This window comes from Rhizobacter sp. (genome assembly GCF_031412495.1).
In the GTDB taxonomy this organism is placed as follows: domain Bacteria; phylum Pseudomonadota; class Gammaproteobacteria; order Burkholderiales; family Burkholderiaceae_C; genus Schlegelella_A.
Map to the genome: position 1 here is coordinate 1 of NZ_JANODC010000428.1, position 17,005 is coordinate 17,005.

The 17,005-nt window shown below is 70.8% G+C and carries 17 protein-coding genes; 11 read left to right on the forward strand and 6 right to left on the reverse strand.

What is annotated here, in order from left to right; translation table 11 throughout:
- From AC30N0_RS15780 to AC30N0_RS15805, 6 genes are all read right to left on the reverse strand, one after another.
- The coding region (locus tag AC30N0_RS15780) for an HpcH/HpaI aldolase family protein (RefSeq protein ID WP_489518854.1) at positions 1 to 663 on the reverse strand (663 nt) is incomplete at its 3' end.
- Positions 664 to 679: 16 nt separating this feature from the next.
- Entirely contained in the window at positions 680 to 1,186 is a 507-nt protein-coding gene (locus AC30N0_RS15785; protein ID WP_489518855.1) for a TspO/MBR family protein, read from the reverse strand.
- Between the two features lie 9 nt (positions 1,187 to 1,195).
- The gene (locus tag AC30N0_RS15790; RefSeq protein ID WP_489518856.1) at positions 1,196 to 1,972 is read right to left on the reverse strand and encodes an alpha/beta hydrolase; all 777 of its coding nucleotides are present in this window, start codon (positions 1,970 to 1,972) and stop codon (positions 1,196 to 1,198) included.
- Between the two features lie 31 nt (positions 1,973 to 2,003).
- On the reverse strand, positions 2,004 to 2,816 hold the full coding sequence (locus AC30N0_RS15795) for a class I SAM-dependent methyltransferase (RefSeq protein ID WP_489518857.1): 813 nt from the start codon (positions 2,814 to 2,816) through the stop codon (positions 2,004 to 2,006).
- Entirely contained in the window at positions 2,813 to 3,307 is a 495-nt protein-coding gene (locus AC30N0_RS15800; RefSeq protein ID WP_489518858.1) for a metallophosphoesterase family protein, read from the reverse strand. The genes AC30N0_RS15795 and AC30N0_RS15800 overlap by 4 nt, the downstream gene beginning before the upstream one ends.
- A complete protein-coding gene (locus AC30N0_RS15805; RefSeq protein ID WP_489518859.1) occupies positions 3,304 to 3,675 on the reverse strand; it encodes a VOC family protein in 372 nt (123 codons plus the stop codon). The genes AC30N0_RS15800 and AC30N0_RS15805 overlap by 4 nt, the downstream gene beginning before the upstream one ends.
- 103 nt (positions 3,676 to 3,778) lie before the next feature.
- Between AC30N0_RS15805 and AC30N0_RS15810 the strand changes: the two genes are divergently transcribed.
- The 11 genes from AC30N0_RS15810 (at position 3,779) to AC30N0_RS15860 (ending at position 16,868) form a co-directional block, all read left to right on the forward strand.
- Positions 3,779 to 4,144, forward strand: coding sequence for a translation initiation factor Sui1 (locus AC30N0_RS15810; protein WP_489518860.1), 366 nt, complete (start codon positions 3,779 to 3,781; stop codon positions 4,142 to 4,144).
- Between the two features lie 90 nt (positions 4,145 to 4,234).
- Entirely contained in the window at positions 4,235 to 5,017 is a 783-nt protein-coding gene (gene flgG, locus AC30N0_RS15815) for a flagellar basal-body rod protein FlgG (RefSeq protein ID WP_489518861.1), read from the forward strand.
- 2 nt (positions 5,018 to 5,019) lie between these two features.
- Entirely contained in the window at positions 5,020 to 5,730 is a 711-nt protein-coding gene (locus AC30N0_RS15820) for a flagellar basal body L-ring protein FlgH (protein WP_489518862.1), read from the forward strand.
- A gap of 38 nt (positions 5,731 to 5,768) precedes the next feature.
- Complete coding sequence (locus AC30N0_RS15825) at positions 5,769 to 6,902, forward strand: flagellar basal body P-ring protein FlgI (protein ID WP_489518863.1); 1,134 nt, start codon at positions 5,769 to 5,771, stop codon at positions 6,900 to 6,902.
- Positions 6,902 to 7,804, forward strand: a complete 903-nt coding sequence (flgJ, locus tag AC30N0_RS15830) for a flagellar assembly peptidoglycan hydrolase FlgJ (RefSeq protein ID WP_489518864.1) — start codon at positions 6,902 to 6,904, stop codon at positions 7,802 to 7,804. Before AC30N0_RS15825 ends, flgJ begins: the two co-directional genes overlap by 1 nt.
- Before the next feature lie 85 nt (positions 7,805 to 7,889).
- Positions 7,890 to 9,890: a flagellar hook-associated protein FlgK gene (flgK, locus tag AC30N0_RS15835; RefSeq protein ID WP_489518865.1), complete on the forward strand. Its 2,001-nt coding sequence runs from the start codon at positions 7,890 to 7,892 to the stop codon at positions 9,888 to 9,890.
- A gap of 11 nt (positions 9,891 to 9,901) precedes the next feature.
- Positions 9,902 to 11,101, forward strand: coding sequence for a flagellar hook-associated protein FlgL (gene flgL / locus AC30N0_RS15840; protein ID WP_489518866.1), 1,200 nt, complete (start codon positions 9,902 to 9,904; stop codon positions 11,099 to 11,101).
- Positions 11,102 to 11,151: 50 nt separating this feature from the next.
- Positions 11,152 to 12,360, forward strand: coding sequence for an EAL and HDOD domain-containing protein (locus AC30N0_RS15845; protein WP_489518867.1), 1,209 nt, complete (start codon positions 11,152 to 11,154; stop codon positions 12,358 to 12,360).
- A 185-nt stretch (positions 12,361 to 12,545) separates the two neighbouring features.
- Positions 12,546 to 12,929 carry an Hpt domain-containing protein gene (locus tag AC30N0_RS15850; protein WP_489518868.1) on the forward strand — a complete coding sequence of 128 codons (384 nt, stop codon included), beginning with the start codon at positions 12,546 to 12,548 and terminating at the stop codon, positions 12,927 to 12,929.
- Positions 12,926 to 15,181: a putative bifunctional diguanylate cyclase/phosphodiesterase gene (locus AC30N0_RS15855; protein ID WP_489518869.1), complete on the forward strand. Its 2,256-nt coding sequence runs from the start codon at positions 12,926 to 12,928 to the stop codon at positions 15,179 to 15,181. The genes AC30N0_RS15850 and AC30N0_RS15855 overlap by 4 nt, the downstream gene beginning before the upstream one ends.
- Before the next feature lie 19 nt (positions 15,182 to 15,200).
- Positions 15,201 to 16,868, forward strand: coding sequence for a GGDEF domain-containing protein (locus tag AC30N0_RS15860; RefSeq protein WP_489518870.1), 1,668 nt, complete (start codon positions 15,201 to 15,203; stop codon positions 16,866 to 16,868).
- Positions 16,869 to 17,005 lie beyond the last annotated feature (137 nt).

Sequence of the window (17,005 nt, forward strand, 5' to 3'; positions counted from 1 at the left end):
GTTCGCTTGCACGGCGGAGAACGCCACGCCGCCGAGCGCGATGCGGCTCTTCAGCACCACCTGCTCGGCAGCACGTATGGCAGTCTGCACGTCCGGATGGTCCACCTGCCCGAGCAGGCCCATGCTCGTCGCGAGGTCGCCCGGCCCGATGACGATGACGTCGACCCCTTCGGCCTCGACGATCTCGTCGATGCGCCGCACCGCGTCGATGTGCTCGACGGCGACGATGGACAGGATGGCGTCGTCGGCCGCGCGCATGTAGTCGGGCATGGAAAGGCCCCAGCGGAAGGGCGCGTGGAACGGGCCCCACATGCGCTCGCCGCGCGGCGGGTAGCGAACCGCCCGCGCTGCCGCCTCCGCCTCGGCCCGGCTGCCCACCATCGGCACGGCGATGCCGAGCGCGCCCATGTCGAGCAGCGGCTTGGCCAGCCACGGCATGTTGGCGGCGATGCGCACCATCGGCGCGGCGGCCGTTCCGGCGGTGGCGAGGATCATCGCGTGCGCGGTGGCGAGATCGATCGGCCCGTGCTCCATGTCGATGACGAGCACGTCGAAGCCGGCGCCGGCGAGGATGCGCATGACCTGTGGGCTCGGCATCGTCACGATGGCGCCGAAGGACGGCCGGCCGGAAGCCAGCAGCTCGCGTGCATGGTTGATCGTCACCGAGGTGGACTCCTGTTCAGGGCAGGCTCGCGGCGCCGAGCAGCTGCGGGTTGCGTTGCCACACCGACAGCGTGAGCGCGGCGGCGAAGCCGACCCAGGCCAGGTAGGGGACGAGGAGGAGGGCCGCGAGCCGCCGCACGCGCCAGAACCCGAGCGCCGTGCCAGCCACCAGGAGCCACAGCACGAGCACCTCGGCGAATGCGGCAGCGCCGAGCCGCCAGGCGAAGAAGAGCCAGGTCCAGAGCGCATTGGCGCCGAGCTGGGCGACGAAGAGCGTGAGCGGGCCGCGCGCGCCGGCCCAGCCCTTCGCCTTCCAGACCATCCACGCGGCCACACCCATGGCGATGTAGAGAACGGTCCACACCGGCCCGAACAGCCACGCCGGCGGCGCCCACGACGGCCGCGAGAGCGACAGGTAGAAGCCGCTCGCGTTCGCTGCCGCGAGGCCGCCGATCGCTGCCGTCGCGAAGCAGAGCAGAAGCCAGGCGGCGAGGCCGATCGTGTCGCGTCGGGAAAGCGTCATGGGTCCTTTCTAGCGGGCCGGCCGCGATTCGCCGCGGAGCAGCGGCAGGTAATCCGGATGGTCCGAGATCGTGTTGTGGCCGGTGCCGGGCAGCACGGTCAGGGTCGCGACGCCGGGCCGGAAGCGCGTCGCGAGCAGGCGGGTGCTGCTCGGCGGGATGACCTCGTCGAGCTCCGCGCCGATGAGCAGCGTCGGCGCGCTGACCCGGGGCGCGTAGCTGCGCGAGTCGAACCTGTCGCGCAGCAGCCAGCGCACGGGAAAGACGGGGAAGCGGCCGGCGGCGATGCCCTCGAGGCTGTCGTACGGCGTGACGAGGACCAGCCGTGCGACCGGGCGAACGCTGGCCAGGTGGATGGCGACGCCGCTGCCGAGGCTGCGGCCGATGACGAGCACGTCCGGGTGCGCGGCGTGGACGCGGTCGAACAGCGCCAGCGCGTCGGCGAACAGGGCCGCCTCCGACGGCGCGCCGCCGCTGCCGCCGTAGCCGCGGTAATGCATCAGGTGGATGGCGTGCTGCGGGAACGCGCGCGACAGCCCGGGCAGGTTGTGCGAGACGTCCTCGGCGTTGCCGCCGAAGTAGACCAGCGCCTGCGTGCCGGCGTGCGGCCGCGTCGTGACGAGCACGTCGTGGTCGCCGGCCTTCAGCGTGATCGTCTGCGCCGTGGCGGCCGCCGACCGCGGCTGCGGGAAGTAGATCAGCAAGCGCTGGAAGAAGAACAGGGCCGCGCACAAGCCCAGGTAGACGAGGACGGCCAAGGCGATGAAGGTCAGCATGGTGCGGCGCATGCGGTGGTGGCGGGCAGGCCGGCGTCCCGGCCTACTTCTCGGCCACGACGACGTGCGCCTGCATCAGGCCCTCGATGGCGCCGGTCCCGAAGCGGCCGGCGAGGGCGGCCATGGCGATCTCGGTGGCTTCCTCGATCCCTGCCCCTTCGCGCGTCTCGATCTCGTGGCGCAGCGGCGTGCCCTGGCAGAAGGCGACTGCCGGATGGCGCGGCGATGGCGCGCGGCTGGGCAGCGGCAGGGTGTCGAGCATCGCCGGCCGCATGAACCCGCCTTGCGCGAGGTCGGTCGCGATCCTCGCCGTGTCGGCATAGCCGTGCGGCGTGCGGGCGAGGAAGCGGGGCGGATCCACCGGGAACAAGGTCTCGAGCGAGCGCGTGACGACGTCGGCGAACTCGTTGACGGCGATCGCGTCCCAGGCATTGAAGATGAAGGCGCCCCCGGCACGGAGCACCCGCCTGGCTTCCGCGAACGCTCTCGCCTTGTCCGGGAAGAACATCACCCCGAACTGGCAGACGACGACGTCGAACGACGCGTCCGCGAAGGGCAGCTGCATCGCGTCGGCCTGCCGCCACTCCACCGGGCGCGGCGTGCCCCGGCTCGCCGCGTGGTCGAGCATCGGCTGGTTCAGGTCGGTCGCGACGATGGCCGCGTCCGTCGCGAGCGAGCTCGCCAGGTGCCGCGTCACGACGCCGGTGCCGGCGGCGACTTCGAGCACGCGGGACGGCCGGCGCGTGGCGACTCGCCCGGCGAGGTCGACGGCGTAGGGTTCGAAGATGAGCGGCACGAGGAACTGCTCGTAGAGCTGGGGGATCGAGCCTGCGAATGCCTTGTCCGATGAATTCATGTCGTCCTCTCCCGGGTGACGAGCTCGACGATGCGCGCCGACACCAACCGGCCCTCGATGACGAGCTCCGCCGCCGCGATCGGCAGGCTGAAGCGGCGCGGTCCGGCGCTGCCGGGGTTGACGAAGAGCGTGCCGCCGCGGCGTTCGACGAGTGGCTTGTGCGAATGGCCTGAGACCACGACGTCGATGCCGGCCCGGGCCGGATCGAGATCGAGCTGCGAGAGGTCGTGGATCGCGCAGAGCTTCAGCTCGCCTACGGTGATGATCTCGACCTCGCGCAGATGCCTGGCCCAGTCGCCGCGGTCGTTGTTGCCGCGCACCGCTGTCAGCGGGGCCAGGCGCCCGAGCTCGTCGAGGACGGCCGCTTCCATGATGTCGCCCGCATGGACGATGCGGTCGCAGCCGCGCAGGAAGGCGATCGCTTCCGGCCGCAGCAGGTTGTGCGTGTCGGAGACGAGGCCGACCCGGGTGCGGGACGCTTCGGACCTCACTTCATCGAGTGCAGGCCGATCATGTTTCCCTCGGTGTCGACGACGAGAGAGATGAAGCCGTACTCGCCGATGGACATCTTGGGTCGCTCCACGCGGCCGCCGCTGCGCTGGACGCGCCCTTCCTCGACGGCGCAGTCATCGCAGACGAAGTACACGAGCGTGCTGTTGCCTCCGGACGGGAAGCCTGCCATCTTCACCAGCGCGCCGCCTGCGCCCGAGGCGGTCGGCTGCATCGGGAAGCTCCACATCTCGCCCTCCGGGCTCGGCAGGCGCTCGAGCTTGCCGTCCAACACCGCTTCGTAGAAGGCCCGGGCGCGGGCCATGTCCTGCACGTAGATCTCGAACCAGCCCACGGGGTTGCTCTTCATCGCCTCTTCCTTCCTTGCTGCATGGATCGCTGCGCCTTGCGACCATATCGCGCAGCCCCGGCGCTGTCGAGCACGGCCCGCCGCGGCGCAGGAGAATCGTGCCATGCCGCGCCGCGACGATGCCGGAGGACTGGTCTATTCGACCGAGCAGGGCGGCCGCACATGCCCGGTCTGCCGTCGGGCCAAGGCCGCCTGCGCGTGCGGCTCGGCCGCCGCGGCGGCGCGCGGCGACGGCAACGTGCGGGTCAGCCGCGAGAGCAAGGGTCGCGCCGGCAAGACCGTGACGCTGGTGCGCGGCCTGCCCCTGGACGCGGCGGCGCTCGAGGTGCTCGGCAAGCGCCTGCGCTCGGCCTGCGGCACCGGCGGCACCGTGCGCGAAGGCGTGCTCGAGCTGCAGGGCGACCACCGCGAGCGGGTCCTCGCCTGGCTGCAGCAGGAAGGCTGGACGGCGAAGCTTTCCGGCGGCTGACCGCGGAGAAGGCGCCGATCGACCCTGCTGTTCGCGGCTTTGCCGGCGCGGCCCGCGCCCCACCATGCCGGGCATCACCGGAGCCCCGACATGATGCGATCGCTGTGGATCTCGAAGACCGGCATGGAGGCCCAGCAGACCCAGCTGGACACCATCTCGAACAACCTCGCCAACGTGTCGACGAACGGCTACAAGCGCTCGCACGCGGTGTTCGAGGACCTCATGTACCAGAACATGCGCCAGGCCGGCGCGGCGAGCAGCGAGCAGACCGAGCTGCCGACCGGCCTGCAGATCGGCCTCGGCACCCGCGCGGTCGCTACCTCACGCAATTTCAGCCAGGGCAACCTGCAGCAGAGCAGCAACCCGCTCGACGTCGCCATCCGCGGCAACGGCTTCTTCCAGGTGCAGCTGCCGGACGGCACCACCGGCTACACCCGGGACGGCTCGTTCCAGGTCAGCGCCACCGGCCAGCTCGTCACCAACAACGGCTACACCGTGCAGCCGGGCATCACCATCCCCGCGGCGGCGCAGAGCGTCACCATCGGCAACGACGGCACGGTGAGCGTCGTGCTGCCGGGGCAGGCGCTGCCGCAGTCGGTCGGCCAGCTGCAGGTCGCCAGCTTCGTCAACGCCTCTGGCCTCGAGCCGAAGGGGCAAAACCTGTACGCCGAGACGGCCGCGTCGGGCACGCCGAACGCCGGCACGCCAGGGCAGACCGGGCTCGGCACGGTGCAGCAGGGCTTCGTCGAGACCTCCAACGTCAACGTCGTCGAGGAACTGGTGCAGATGATCCAGACGCAGCGTGCCTACGAGCTCAATTCGAAGGCGATCCAGACCTCGGACCAGATGCTGCAGAAGCTGGCGCAACTGTGAAGATGAACTCGACCGCGAAGCTGCGGCGCGTCGCCGGCATCGTCGCCTGCGCGGTGATCTGCGCCGCCGTTCTTGCCAGCCTCGGCGGCTGCGAGCAGCTCAACCCGCGTCCGCCGGTCGACCTGGCGACGCCGATCTACGCCCAGCCCGTCGCCGTGGTCCAGCCGCGGCCGAGCAACGGCTCGATCTACCAGGCCGGCCAGTATCGGCCCCTGTTCGAGGACTACCGGGCCCGTCTCGTCGGCGATTCGCTCACGGTCCAGATCGTCGAGAAGATCTCGGCGACGCAGAAGAGCACGAGCTCCATCGACAAGAGCGGCAAGCTCTCGGCCGGCGTCACCGCCTTGCCGCTGATCTCGCCGAACTCCTTCAATCGGGCCAGCGCCGCGGCGACGTCCACCAACCCCTTCGCCGGCGCCGGCACGACGGAAAACAGCAACGATTTCTCGGGGACGATCACCGCCGTCGTCACCGGCGTGCTGCCGAACGGGCATCTCCTCGTCGCCGGCGAGAAGCAGATCGGCGTCAACCACAACGTCGACGTCCTGCGCTTTTCCGGCCAGGTCGACCCACGCATGATCCAGAACGGCAACATCGTCGCCTCGGCGCAGATCGCCAACGTCCGCATCGAGCAGCGCGGCCGCGGCGCGCAGGCCGAAGCGCAGGGAATTGGCTGGCTGGGCCGCTTCTTTTTGAACGTTCTGCCCATCTAGGCCTGCCAAGAATCGGAGGCTCCCTCTCCGTGCCTGCCATGATCCAGACCGAACGAATTCTCCGCGCCGCGCTCGTCCTCGCCGCGGTCATGGCCAGCGCCGCGCTGTGGTGGCCGGCACCGGCGCACGCGGCCCGCCTCAAGGAAGTGGCCGCGGTGCAGGGCGTGCGCAGCAACCAGCTGGTCGGCTACGGCCTGGTGGTCGGCCTCGACGGCACCGGCGACCAGACGACCTCGGCGCCGTTCGCGACGCAGAGCCTGCTCGCCCTCCTGCAGCAGATGGGCGTCACCGTGCCGCCGGGCACCAACCTGCAGCTCAAGAACCTGGCCACGGTGATGGTGACGGCGCAGCTGCCGGCCTTCGCCCAGCCGGGCCAGACCATCGACGTCAACGTCTCCTCGCTCGCCAACGCCAAGAGCCTGCGCGGCGGCACCCTCATCGCCACGCCGCTCAAGGGCGCCGACGGCCAGATCTACGCCCTGGCCCAGGGCAACCTCATCGTCGGCGGCGCCGGTGCCTCGGCGGCCGGCTCGAAGGTGCAGATCAACCACCTGAGCGCCGGCCGTATCCCCGAAGGCGCATCGGTCGAGCGCAGCGTCGCCACGCCGATCGGCCAGGGCGACTCGATCCAGCTCGACCTGCACAGCAGCGACTACGCCACGGCGCACGAGGTGGTGCGGGTGATCAACGCGCGCATGGGCAGCGGTACCGCCGATGCGCTCGACGGCCGCGCCGTCCGCGTCCGCATGCCGGCCTCGGCCGGTGCGCGGGTCGGCTTCATGGCCGAGATCGAGAACCTCGAGATCCGCCAGGCCTCGCCATCGGCCAAGGTCGTGATCAACGCCCGCACCGGATCGATCGTCATGAACCAGGCGGTGACGCTCGCCGCCTGCGCGGTCGCGCACGGCAACCTCTCGGTCACCATCAGCAGCACGCCGCAGGTCAGCCAGCCGGAGCCGTTCTCGCGCGGCGGCCGGACCGTGGTCACGGAGAAGGCCGACATCACCATCACCCAGCAGGCCGGCTCGCTGGTGCAGATGGCGCCCGGCGTGAAGCTGGCCGACGTCGTCAAGGCCCTCAATTCGCTCGGCGCGACGCCGCAGGACCTGCTCGCGATCCTGCAGGCGATGAAGTCGGCCGGGGCCCTGAACGCCGAGCTGGAGGTGATCTGATGAGCGCGCCGCTGGCATCGGCGTCGACCGCCGGCCTCCCTTCGAGCGCAAGCAGCGCGCTGGCCATCGGCGACTTGCGCTCGGCCGCCGCGCGCGACCCGAAGGCCGCGATCAAGGAAGTCGCCAAGCAGTTCGAGGCGCTCTTCATGCAGCAGCTGATGAAGAGCATGCGCGAGGCGACCGTGAGCTCCGGCATGCTCGACAACGCCGGCACCCAGCTCGGCACCGAGCTGCTCGATACCCAGTACGCGACCAAGCTGACCGGCCTGCCCGGCGGCCTGGCCGACGCCATCGCCCGCCAGCTCGAACGGCAGATGGGGCCGGGCGCAGCCGCCGCCTTCGCCGCGCCGGCCCCGGCCGAGCCGGGCCATGCCGACGCACCGGCCGGTGCCATCGAGCCGCTGGCGCCGAAGCAGGCCGACTTCGTCCGCTCGCACCAGGGGTCGGCGCGCAACGCCGAGGCCCTGAGCGGCATTCCCGCGGCGTTCATGGTCGCGCAGGCGGCGCACGAGTCCGGGTGGGGCCGGCGTGAGATCAGGAATGCCGACGGCAGCAGCTCGCACAACCTGTTCGGCATCAAGGCCGGCGCCGGCTGGACCGGCCCCGTCGCCGAGATCACGACCACCGAGTACGTCGGCGGCGAAGCGCACAAGGTGACCGCGAAGTTCCGCGCCTACGCGTCCTACGACGAGTCGTTCCGCGACTACGCGCGGCTGATGAAGGAAAGCCCGCGCTACGCCGCCGTCGTCGCCCAGGTCTCGCAGGCGGTCGCCAGCGCTGCCTCGGCACGCGACTTCGCGCAGGGCCTGCAGCGCGCCGGCTACGCCACCGACCCGGCCTACGCCGACAAGCTGTCGCGCGTGATCAACACGACCCTGCGAATGCAGCGCGTGGCGACCTGATGTACATGAGCCCGATGGCGCCTCTCTTCGATCGCTGCCCCCCGAGGGGGCGCTCAGTGCCCTTCGGGCGGCCGGGCGGGCACAGATGAGCGTCTCCACCCTGCTCAACATCGGCTCGCGGGCCATGAACGCGAGCTACGCCGCGCTGCAGGTGACGGGCAACAACATCGCCAACGTCAACACGCCCGGCCACTCGCGGCAGCGGCTCGAGCTCGAGACCGCGACCAGCCAGCAGACCGGCACCGGCTTCTTCGGCAAGGGCGTCGACGTCGCCACGGTGACGCGATCGCACGACGCGTTCTTGACCCGGGAAGCGGCGACGACCGCCTCGCTCGCCGCCGCCGACAGCACGCGCAGCACCCAGCTTCGGTACCTCGAGCAGGTGTTCAAGACCGGCGAGGCGGGCATCGGCTACGCCGCGCAGCAAATGTTCAACGCCTTCGTCGACGTCGCCAACGCGCCGCAGGACGCGGCCGCCCGGCAGGTCGTGCTGGCGCGTGTCGGCGACCTGGCCGCGCGGTTTCGCAACGCCTCGGAGCAGATCGATTCGCTGCAGGTCGGCATCGCCCAGGACCTGCGCACCTCGGTCGGGTCGATCAATTCGCTGACCACGCGGATCGCCGACCTCAATCGCCGCATCGCCAGCGTCCAGGGCACGAGCCACGCGCCCAATGAGCTGCTCGACCAGCGCGACCTCGCCATCGGCGAGCTGTCCGGGCTCGTCCACGTGACCACGGTCGCTGCGGCCGACGGGACGGTCGGCGTCTTCCTCGGCGGCTCGCAGAAGCTCGTCCTCGGCGGCAACGCCACGGCACTCGCGGCGGTGCCGGATGCCTTCGATCCGGCCAAGGTGCAGCTCGGCATCACCGAGGGCGGAACGACGCGCGCCTTCCCCGACGGCTTCGTCGGCGGCGGCTCGGTCGCCGGCCTGCTGCGGGTGCAGAACCACGACCTCGGCGACGCGCGCGGCCTGCTCGGCCGGCTCGCGTCGGCGATCGCCGGCGGGCTGAACCGGCAGCAGGCGCTCGGCCTCGACCTCGGCCAGCCGGCCGGAGCCGGCGCACCGCTGCTGTCCATCGGCGCCGCATCGGTGGCGCCGTCGTCGGGCAACGCGATGGCGGGCGGCGTGCCGGTCGCTTCCTACCTCGACGGCAGCGGCGTGCGCGTGTCCAGCGTCTCGATCAGCGTCGTCGACTCGAACCAGCTGCAGCCGAGCGACTACGAGCTGCTCGCCGATCCGTCCCTGCCGGCCGGCAGCTATCGCCTGACGCGTCTTTCCGACGGCACCAGCCGGACGGTCGCCGCCGGCGATGTCTTCGACGGCTTCCGCATCGACGTCGCCATGCCGCTGCCGTCGCTCCGCGACCGCTTCCTCTTGCGGCCGGTGACCGACGCGCCACGCGGCATCGCCCGCGTCCTCGACGACCCGAGCGGCATCGCCGCCGCGTCGCCGGTGGCCGCGACGCTCGGCGTCGCCAACACCGGCACGGCGAGCGTCGCTTCGCTGGGCGCCGTGAGCAGCACGCTCAACCCGAACCTCAGCGCCAGCTTCGCTTTCACCGACGACAGCGGCAACTACAGCTACAGCCTGGTCGACACCACCGGCACGCTGCCGACGGTCAACGGCACGGGCACGTTCGTGGCCGGCCAGCCGATCGCCCTGAACGGATTCGAGCTGCGGCTCGCCGGCGTGCCGAAGGGCGGTGACACGCTCGTCGTCGCGCGCACTGCCTATGCCGCCGCCGACAACCGCAACGCCAACGCCTTCGTCGCGCTGCGCGACGCCCCCTTCGTCGGCCAGCGTACGGTCGCGCCTGGCGTGGTCGCGCCCGGCGAGAGCGTGACCGACGCCTACGCCAGCGCGCTCGGATCGATCGGCGTGCGCGTGCAGAGCGCCGGCTATGCCGCCGAGCAGTCGGGCGCGATCGCCGCCGATGCCAAGGCGGCCGCCGCCGACACCTCGGGCGTGAACCTCGACGAGGAAGCGGCCCGGCTCATCCAGTTCCAGCAGAGCTACCAGGCTGCGGCCAAGATGCTGCAGGTCGCCCAGTCCGTCTTCGACACCCTCCTCCAGATCGGCCGGTAGGCCTCGCCACCATGCGCATCAGCACCGCCAACGTCTACGACAAGGGCATCGACACGCTGAACCGGCGGCAGTCCGAGCTCGCCGATACACAGGAGCAGCTGACGACGGGCAAGCGCATCCAGCGGGCCAGCGACGACCCCGCGGCTGCCGCTCGCGCCGAGCGCGCGACGGCGTCGCTCGAACGCGCCATGGCCAACCAGCGCGGCGTCGAGGCCAGCCGCGTCGCCATGCGGCAGACCGAGAGCACGCTCGCCGACGCCGGGCTCCTGATGCAGCGTGCCCGCGAGCTGCTCGTCGCAGCCGGCAACGCCAGCTACGGAGATTCCGACCGCAGTGCGCTCGGCGCCGAGCTGCGCTCCATCCGGGCCCAGCTCCTCGGCCTCGCCAACCAGGGCGACGGCACCGGCAACCACCTCTTCGGCGGGCAGGGCGGGGCACAGAAGCCCTTCATCGATGCGCCGGGCGGCGTGCAGTACGCGGCCGTGCCCGGCCAGGCACTCACCGAGGCCTCGACCGGGCTGCCGCTCAGCACCGACGGCCGTGCAGCGTGGCTGACCTCGGCCACCGGCAACGGCGTGTTCGCGACGAGCGCGGCGCCGACGGTGCTGAACGCCGTCATCGACGCCGGCCGCGTCGCCGACCCGAGCCTGCTGACCGGCTCCGACTACACGCTGCAGTTCAGCGTCGCCGGCGGCGTCACCACCTATGCCGTGCTCCGCGACGGCCTGCCGACGGCGGTCACGGCCGCACCCTATGTGTCCGGCCAAGCCATCACCGTCGACGGCATGACGGTCAGCGTCAGCGGCACGCCGGCCGCCGGCGACGGGTTCCGGATCGCCCCGTCGACGCCGACGCTGAGCGTGTTCGCCGTCCTCGACGAAGCGGCTGCGGCGCTGTCGACCCCGGGCCGCACCGCGTCGCAGATCGTGCAGGCCAATGCCGACAGCCTCGGCGACGTCGATTCCGTGCTCGGCACGCTGGTCGATGCGCGGGCCGCGGTGGGTGCCGTGCTCAACCGGATCGACAGCGAGAGCGAACGTCTGGAAGCGCAGAAGCTGGCCAGCCGGACGGAACGTTCGAACGCCGAAGATGTGGACTTGGTGCACGCCATCTCCGAGCTTCAGAGGCAGCAAAGCGGCTACGATGCGGCGCTCAAGTCGTACGCGATGGTGCAGCGTCTGTCGCTGTTCCAGTACGTGAACGGCGGCTGATCCCGGCGGCAGACGCCGTGCCGGCGGCGGGCATGGCAGGAGCTTGTCTAGTGCTGGATGTAGCGATCCTGGGCCAGGTCGCCCTCGGATACTCCCCGTTCATCGATCGCAACCGGAGCGTTGCCGCGACGCGCCTCACGGTGTTCCCGTTGCGCCCCGATGCCGCGCTCGACGTTGCCCAGCTCCTGCATGCCGTCGGCGACGTCTGGCCGGCGAGTGGTGGGACGGTGTCCCTCAACGTCGTCAGCGAGAGCCTGCTGCACGATCTTCTGCGCGCCAGCCCGTCGGTCAACCTGATGGTCGAGGTGCCGAATTTCATGGCCGCCGATCCGGCCAACGTGGAGGCGCTGCGGCGCCTGCACGAGAACGGCAACACGCTGCTGCTGAAGGGCCGGCCCAACGCCGAGCTGCCGCGCGAGGTCCTGCCCTGCTTCAAGTACTCGATCATCGATCTCGCCGACGAGCGTCGGATCGGCGAGGCCGTTTCGGCACCGCCCGGCATCACGCGCTCGATCCCGCACGTCCAGTCCGGCGTTCGCACGGTGACGGACATGGAGGCCGCGTTCGCACGCGGCGCGCACGCGGTTCTCGGCTGGCCGATCGACGACGCCATCCACGCCACCGCGGCGCGGACGGGCAAGCCGACGGCGCAGCCCGACCTGCAGGTCGTCGTCGAGCTGATCCATCGGGTCGACAACGAGGAGCCGCTCGAGCGGCTCGAGAACACGCTCAAGCGCGACCCGTCGCTCGCCTTCAAGCTCCTGCGCTACATCAACTCGCCCGCATTCGGGCTGCGTGTCGAGGTGAACTCGTTCCGGCACGCCATCATGCTGCTGGGCTACCAGCGCCTCAAGCGCTGGCTGGCGCTCCTGCTCGCCACCGCCAGCAAGGACGTCAACCTGCGCCCTGTCATGTTCGCGGCCGTGCGCCGGGGCCTGCTCATGGAAGAGCTCGTCGCCGGCAGCGGCGACGAGGAGATGCGCAACGAGGTCTTCATCTGCGGCGTGTTCTCGCTGCTCGATCGGATGTTCCAGGAGAGCTTCGCCAAGCTGCTCGGATCGATCCCGGTGCCCGAGCGCGTCCACCAGGCGCTCGTCGGCAACACCGGGCCGTACCAGCCCTACCTGGCGATGGTGCGGGCGGCCGAAGGCGAGTCGGTCTTCGAGTACCGTGAGGCCGCGGAGCAGCTGCTGATGAGCGTGGCCGAGATCAACCGCGCCCAGCTCCGGGCGCTCCAGGGCGCCGGCGCCCTGGAGTGACGCTTCCGGCCCCGCAATCCCGGGAACGAGGGGCGGGGGATCCCTGTGGCGGGCACGCCGCACGCGGTTCAAGTCTGCCGCCCGGGCGCCGAAAATAGGCAGAGGCCCCGTCCCCGGCCAGTCCGAGCCATGAGCATGCCTGTGCCGATCCCTTGCCGTCAGCCGTCCGCCCCCGGCGGGAGGGCGTGAGCTTGGCCGTCGAGCTCGACGAGCAGGCGCTGCAGCGCCTGCGCGAGCTCGACCCGGGCGGCCAGAGCGGGCTCCTCGCGCGTGTCCTGCGTGCCTTCGACGCCTCCGCGCGGCGGCTCACCCAGCAGCTCGCCGACTCGCGCGCGCGCGACGACCTGCAGGGCATCCGCCACGTCGCGCACACCCTGAAGTCGTCGTCGGCGAGCATCGGCGCGCTCGACCTGTCGAGACTTTGTGCCGAAATCGAGGCCTCGATCCGCAACGAAGCCCTTGCCGGCCTGGGCGACCGGCTGGACGCGATGGACCGTGAGCTGAAGGCCGTGTTACAAGCGGTGAAGTCCCTTCTGGGCCCGGCAGACGCGGCGGGCAACTCACCATGACGATGCGAACCGAGCCGTTCGCCGACGATCTGCCGGATCGGCCCAAGGTCCTTCTCGTCGACGACGACGAAGTCAACCTCCTGCTCACGTCCCTGGCCCTGAAGGACCAGGGCTTCGACGTCACCGAGGCCGCCAGCGGCGAACTGGCGATCCGCATCCTGGCCGACTGGCTCCCCGACATCGTCGTCCTCGACGCGGTGATGCCCGGCCTCGACGGCTTCGCGACCTGCCGCGAGCTGCGCATGCTGCCCGGTTACGAATCGCTGCCGGTGCTGATGCTTACCGGCCTCGACGACGACGCCTCGATCGCCCGCGCCTACGAGGCGGGTGCCACCGATTTCTTCGTCAAGTCGACGCAGTGGAGCCTGCTGTCCGGGCGGCTGCGCTACCTCCTGCGCGCATCGCGGACCCGGGTCGAGCTCGAGCGCAGCAAGTCGCGCCTCGCCCGCGCCCAGGACCTCGCCCGCATGGGCAGCTTCGACTGGCGGCGCGGCCACGGCGGGCCGGTCTTCTCGATCGAGGGCCTGCGCGTGTTCGGCCTCGGCCCGGGCGAGCAGCCCACCTTCCGCAGCCTGCTGCGCATGGTCGCCGAGGAAGAGCGCAACGGTTTCCTCGAGATGGTCCACGGCGCCCTCGAGCGCAGCACGGTGCTGGCGACCGACGTCCATGCGCGCCTCGTCGACGGCCGGCAGCGCATCGTCCACCTCGAGGCCGAGCCGGAGTTCAACGAGCACGGCAACCTGATCGGCTACACCGGCATCGTCCAGGACGTGACCGACCGCCGCCTGGCCGAGGACCGGATCCGCCACCTCGCCAACTTCGACACCCTGACCGGCCTGCCGAACCGGCGCCAGCTGATCTGGCGCGCCGAGCGCGCGCTCGAGCATGGCCGCCGCCTCGGCCACCAGGTCGCGCTCCTGCTCATCGATCTCGACCGGTTCAAGGTCATCAACGACACGCTCGGCCACGGCGCCGGCGACGAATTGCTGATGGAGGTCTCGCGGCGCCTGCGCTCGTGCGTGCGTCACTCCGACCAGGTGCTCGAGAGCTCGCTCGAGTCGGTCGGGGTCCGCTCGCACCGCACGCTCGAGGCGGTCGGCCGCCTCGGCGGCGACGAGTTCGTGGCCCTGCTGCCCGAGGTGATCAACGAGGAGGACGCCGAGCGCGTCGCCGGCCGCATCCTCGACATCATGAGGAAGCCGATCACGATCGGCATGCAGGAGTGCTTCGTCACCGCGAGCGTCGGCATCGCCATCTTCCCGCGCGATGGTGTCAGCGTCGCCGACCTGATGCGCAATTCCGACATCGCCATGTACGCGGTGAAGTCGGCCGGGCGCAACTCCTCGTCCCTGTATCGCCCCAACCTCGCCGGTCAGGGGCGCGAGAAGCTCGAGCTCGAGAGCGCCCTGCACAAGGCGATCGAGCGCAACGAGCTCGTCCTGCACTACCAGCCGAAGATCGACGTCCGCGGTGCCCGCATGGTCGGTGCCGAGGCACTGATGCGCTGGCGTCGCCACGGCCACCTCATCGCCCCTGGCGACTTCATCCCGCTGGCCGAGGAGACCGGGCTGATCATTCCCCTCAGCGAGTGGGCGATTCGCGAGGCGGCACGGCAGGCCCGCATCTGGCAGGACAACTTCGGCTTCTCCGACTCCATCGCCGTCAACCTGCCGAACCGCCTGTTCGAGCGCACCGACCTCGTCGAGTACATCCACAACGCGGTCACCACCTACGGGGTGCCGCACCACATGATCGAGCTCGAGATCACCGAGACGGGCCTGATGAAGGACCTGCAGAACGTGATCCCGTCGCTGCACCGGCTGAACGAGATCGGGGTCGAGATCTCGATCGACGACTTCGGGACCGGCTACTCGTCGCTCGCCTACCTGACGACGCTGCCGATCAGCGAGCTGAAGATCGACCGCAGCTTCATCCGCGACCTCGGCATGACGCCGCAGAGCTCGGCCGTCGTCACGGCCATCATTGCGCTGGCGCGGTCGCTCGGCCTGCGGGTGGTCGCCGAAGGCGTCGAGAACCTGCGCCAGATGGAGGTGCTGCACCGCCTGGGTTGCGGAATCATGCAAGGCTTCCTGTTCAGCAAGCCGCAGCCGCCGGAGGACATCGAGCTCTGGCTGCAGCAGACCGTGCTGCCGAAGAAGGCGCCCTGGATCGGCCAGGCCACGGGCCACGAGGACGTCGAGCCGCCCCGTGTGGGCCGGGCGCGCTCGCCGCGGGCCAAGCCCCTGCCCTGACGCGCCGGTCGCCTAAGCCATGGACAGCTCGCGTCCCGTTCCGCTCGCCAGGCCGGCCGAAGTGCCCGCGGCGCAGCTCGCCAAGGCGGCGCTGCGCCGGCTGGCCACCTTGCGGCAGGAGCCCACCCCCGAGAACTACGAGCGCGCCTACCGGCACGAGGCGGGCGAAGCGGAGCTTCCGCACGATGCCCTCGCCACCCTGATCGAACGCATCATCCGCGGCATCGAGCGCGGCGGTCATAACTGGACGCCGGCCCGGCGCAAGGAGGGCATCCAGCGTGTCCTCGCCGGCAGCGGCGGCGACGCCCGGCGCCTGCAGCAGCGCCTGTCGCAGCTCGTCAACAGCTGGGACAGCGATTCGGCGGCGACCACGGTCGCCGTCGCTGCGCTTGCCCCGACCGCTGCACCCACCGCGGCTGCCGCGGTGGCGCCGGCGGCGGTGGACGCAGTCCCTAGAGCCGGGGCGGCACCGGTCAGCGCCGGCACCGAGCCTGCCCTGGCCTGGGACCGCGTTGCCCTGACCCTCGGCCATGCCTTGCAGCAGGCGCTGCCCAGGCACGACGCGCCCCACGAGGAGCTGTGGGGCGAGCTGTCCCGGCTGCTTTCGCGCATGGCAGCGGAGGGCGCGAGCGCGTCGCTTGCCGACGAGATGAAGCTGCTCGGCCCGCGCATCGAGCGCGTGGTCCAGCACCGTCACCACCTGTTCGACCAGCTCGGCAAGCTCTGCGGCGAGCTGACCGGATCCCTCGCCGACCTGGCGGAGGACGGCAGCTGGGTCAAGGGCCAGTGCGAGGCGATGCGGCTGAAGATCGACGAAGGCCTGACCGCGCGCGGCGTCCGCTCCGTCAGCGACATGCTCCACCACGCCCGCAAGCGGCACGGCGAGGTGCGCGGTGAGCGCGAGAAGGCACGCGACGCGCTGAAGTCGCTGATGGCGCAGATGCTGGCCGAGCTCGGGGAGCTCGGCTCCAAGACCGGCAACTTCCACGAGAGCGTCGGCCGCTACGCCGCGGTCATCGAGGAGTCGGATTCGCTCGAGAGCCTGACCGGCGTGGTGCGCGAGATGGTCGCGGAAAGCCGGGCCGTGCAGACGCTCGTGCAGCAGACGCAGGACCGGCTGCACGAGGAGCACAGCAAGGCGACCGACCTGAACCGTCGCGTCGGCGAGCTCGAGGACGAGATGAAGCGGCTGTCCGACGAAGTCTCGACCGACCAGCTCACGCAGATCGCGAACCGGCGCGGCCTGATGCAGGCCTTCGAGATCGAGCGCGCTCGCCTGGAGCGCAGCGGCGGCAGCCTGTCGATCGGCCTGCTCGACATCGACAACTTCAAGCGTCTGAACGACGAGCTGGGCCACAGCGCCGGCGACGAAGCGCTGAAGTCCCTGGCGGCGGTCGTGACCAGGACGCTGCGGCCCACCGACCGCGTCGCGCGCTACGGCGGCGAGGAGTTCGTCGTGCTCCTGCCCGAGACGCCGGCCGAGGAAGGCGAGCAGGTCCTGACCCGCCTGCAGCGTTCGCTCACCGGCGGGCTCTTCATGCACAAGGACAAGCAGGTCTTCGTCACCTTCTCGGCCGGCGTGACCGGCTACCGCAAGGACGAGCGCATCGAGGACTCGCTCGAGCGGGCCGACCAGGCGCTCTACGAGGCCAAGCGGACGGGGAAGAACCGCACCTGCATCGGCTGAGGCATGCGAGCTGCGGGCCTCGCGCGACCGCGCGGCGTACACCTTCTTGTGACGAGACGTTAGGGCGCCGCACCGACGGCCTCTGAAGAGGGCAGACTCTGGAACGTGCCGGAACAGGGAGTCAGGACCAGAATGAA

Coding starts and splice junctions, on each gene's coding strand:
- AC30N0_RS15785 (WP_489518855.1), bottom strand. CDS start 1,186: ATGACGCTTTCCCGACGCGACACGATCGGCCTCGCCGCCTGGCTTCTG.
- AC30N0_RS15790 (WP_489518856.1), bottom strand. CDS start 1,972: ATGCGCCGCACCATGCTGACCTTCATCGCCTTGGCCGTCCTCGTCTAC.
- AC30N0_RS15795 (WP_489518857.1), bottom strand. CDS start 2,816: ATGAATTCATCGGACAAGGCATTCGCAGGCTCGATCCCCCAGCTCTAC.
- AC30N0_RS15805 (WP_489518859.1), bottom strand. CDS start 3,675: ATGAAGAGCAACCCCGTGGGCTGGTTCGAGATCTACGTGCAGGACATG.
- AC30N0_RS15810 (WP_489518860.1), top strand. CDS start 3,779: ATGCCGCGCCGCGACGATGCCGGAGGACTGGTCTATTCGACCGAGCAG.
- flgG (WP_489518861.1), top strand. CDS start 4,235: ATGATGCGATCGCTGTGGATCTCGAAGACCGGCATGGAGGCCCAGCAG.
- AC30N0_RS15820 (WP_489518862.1), top strand. CDS start 5,020: ATGAACTCGACCGCGAAGCTGCGGCGCGTCGCCGGCATCGTCGCCTGC.
- AC30N0_RS15825 (WP_489518863.1), top strand. CDS start 5,769: ATGATCCAGACCGAACGAATTCTCCGCGCCGCGCTCGTCCTCGCCGCG.
- flgJ (WP_489518864.1), top strand. CDS start 6,902: ATGAGCGCGCCGCTGGCATCGGCGTCGACCGCCGGCCTCCCTTCGAGC.
- flgK (WP_489518865.1), top strand. CDS start 7,890: ATGAGCGTCTCCACCCTGCTCAACATCGGCTCGCGGGCCATGAACGCG.
- flgL (WP_489518866.1), top strand. CDS start 9,902: ATGCGCATCAGCACCGCCAACGTCTACGACAAGGGCATCGACACGCTG.
- AC30N0_RS15855 (WP_489518869.1), top strand. CDS start 12,926: ATGACGATGCGAACCGAGCCGTTCGCCGACGATCTGCCGGATCGGCCC.
- AC30N0_RS15860 (WP_489518870.1), top strand. CDS start 15,201: ATGGACAGCTCGCGTCCCGTTCCGCTCGCCAGGCCGGCCGAAGTGCCC.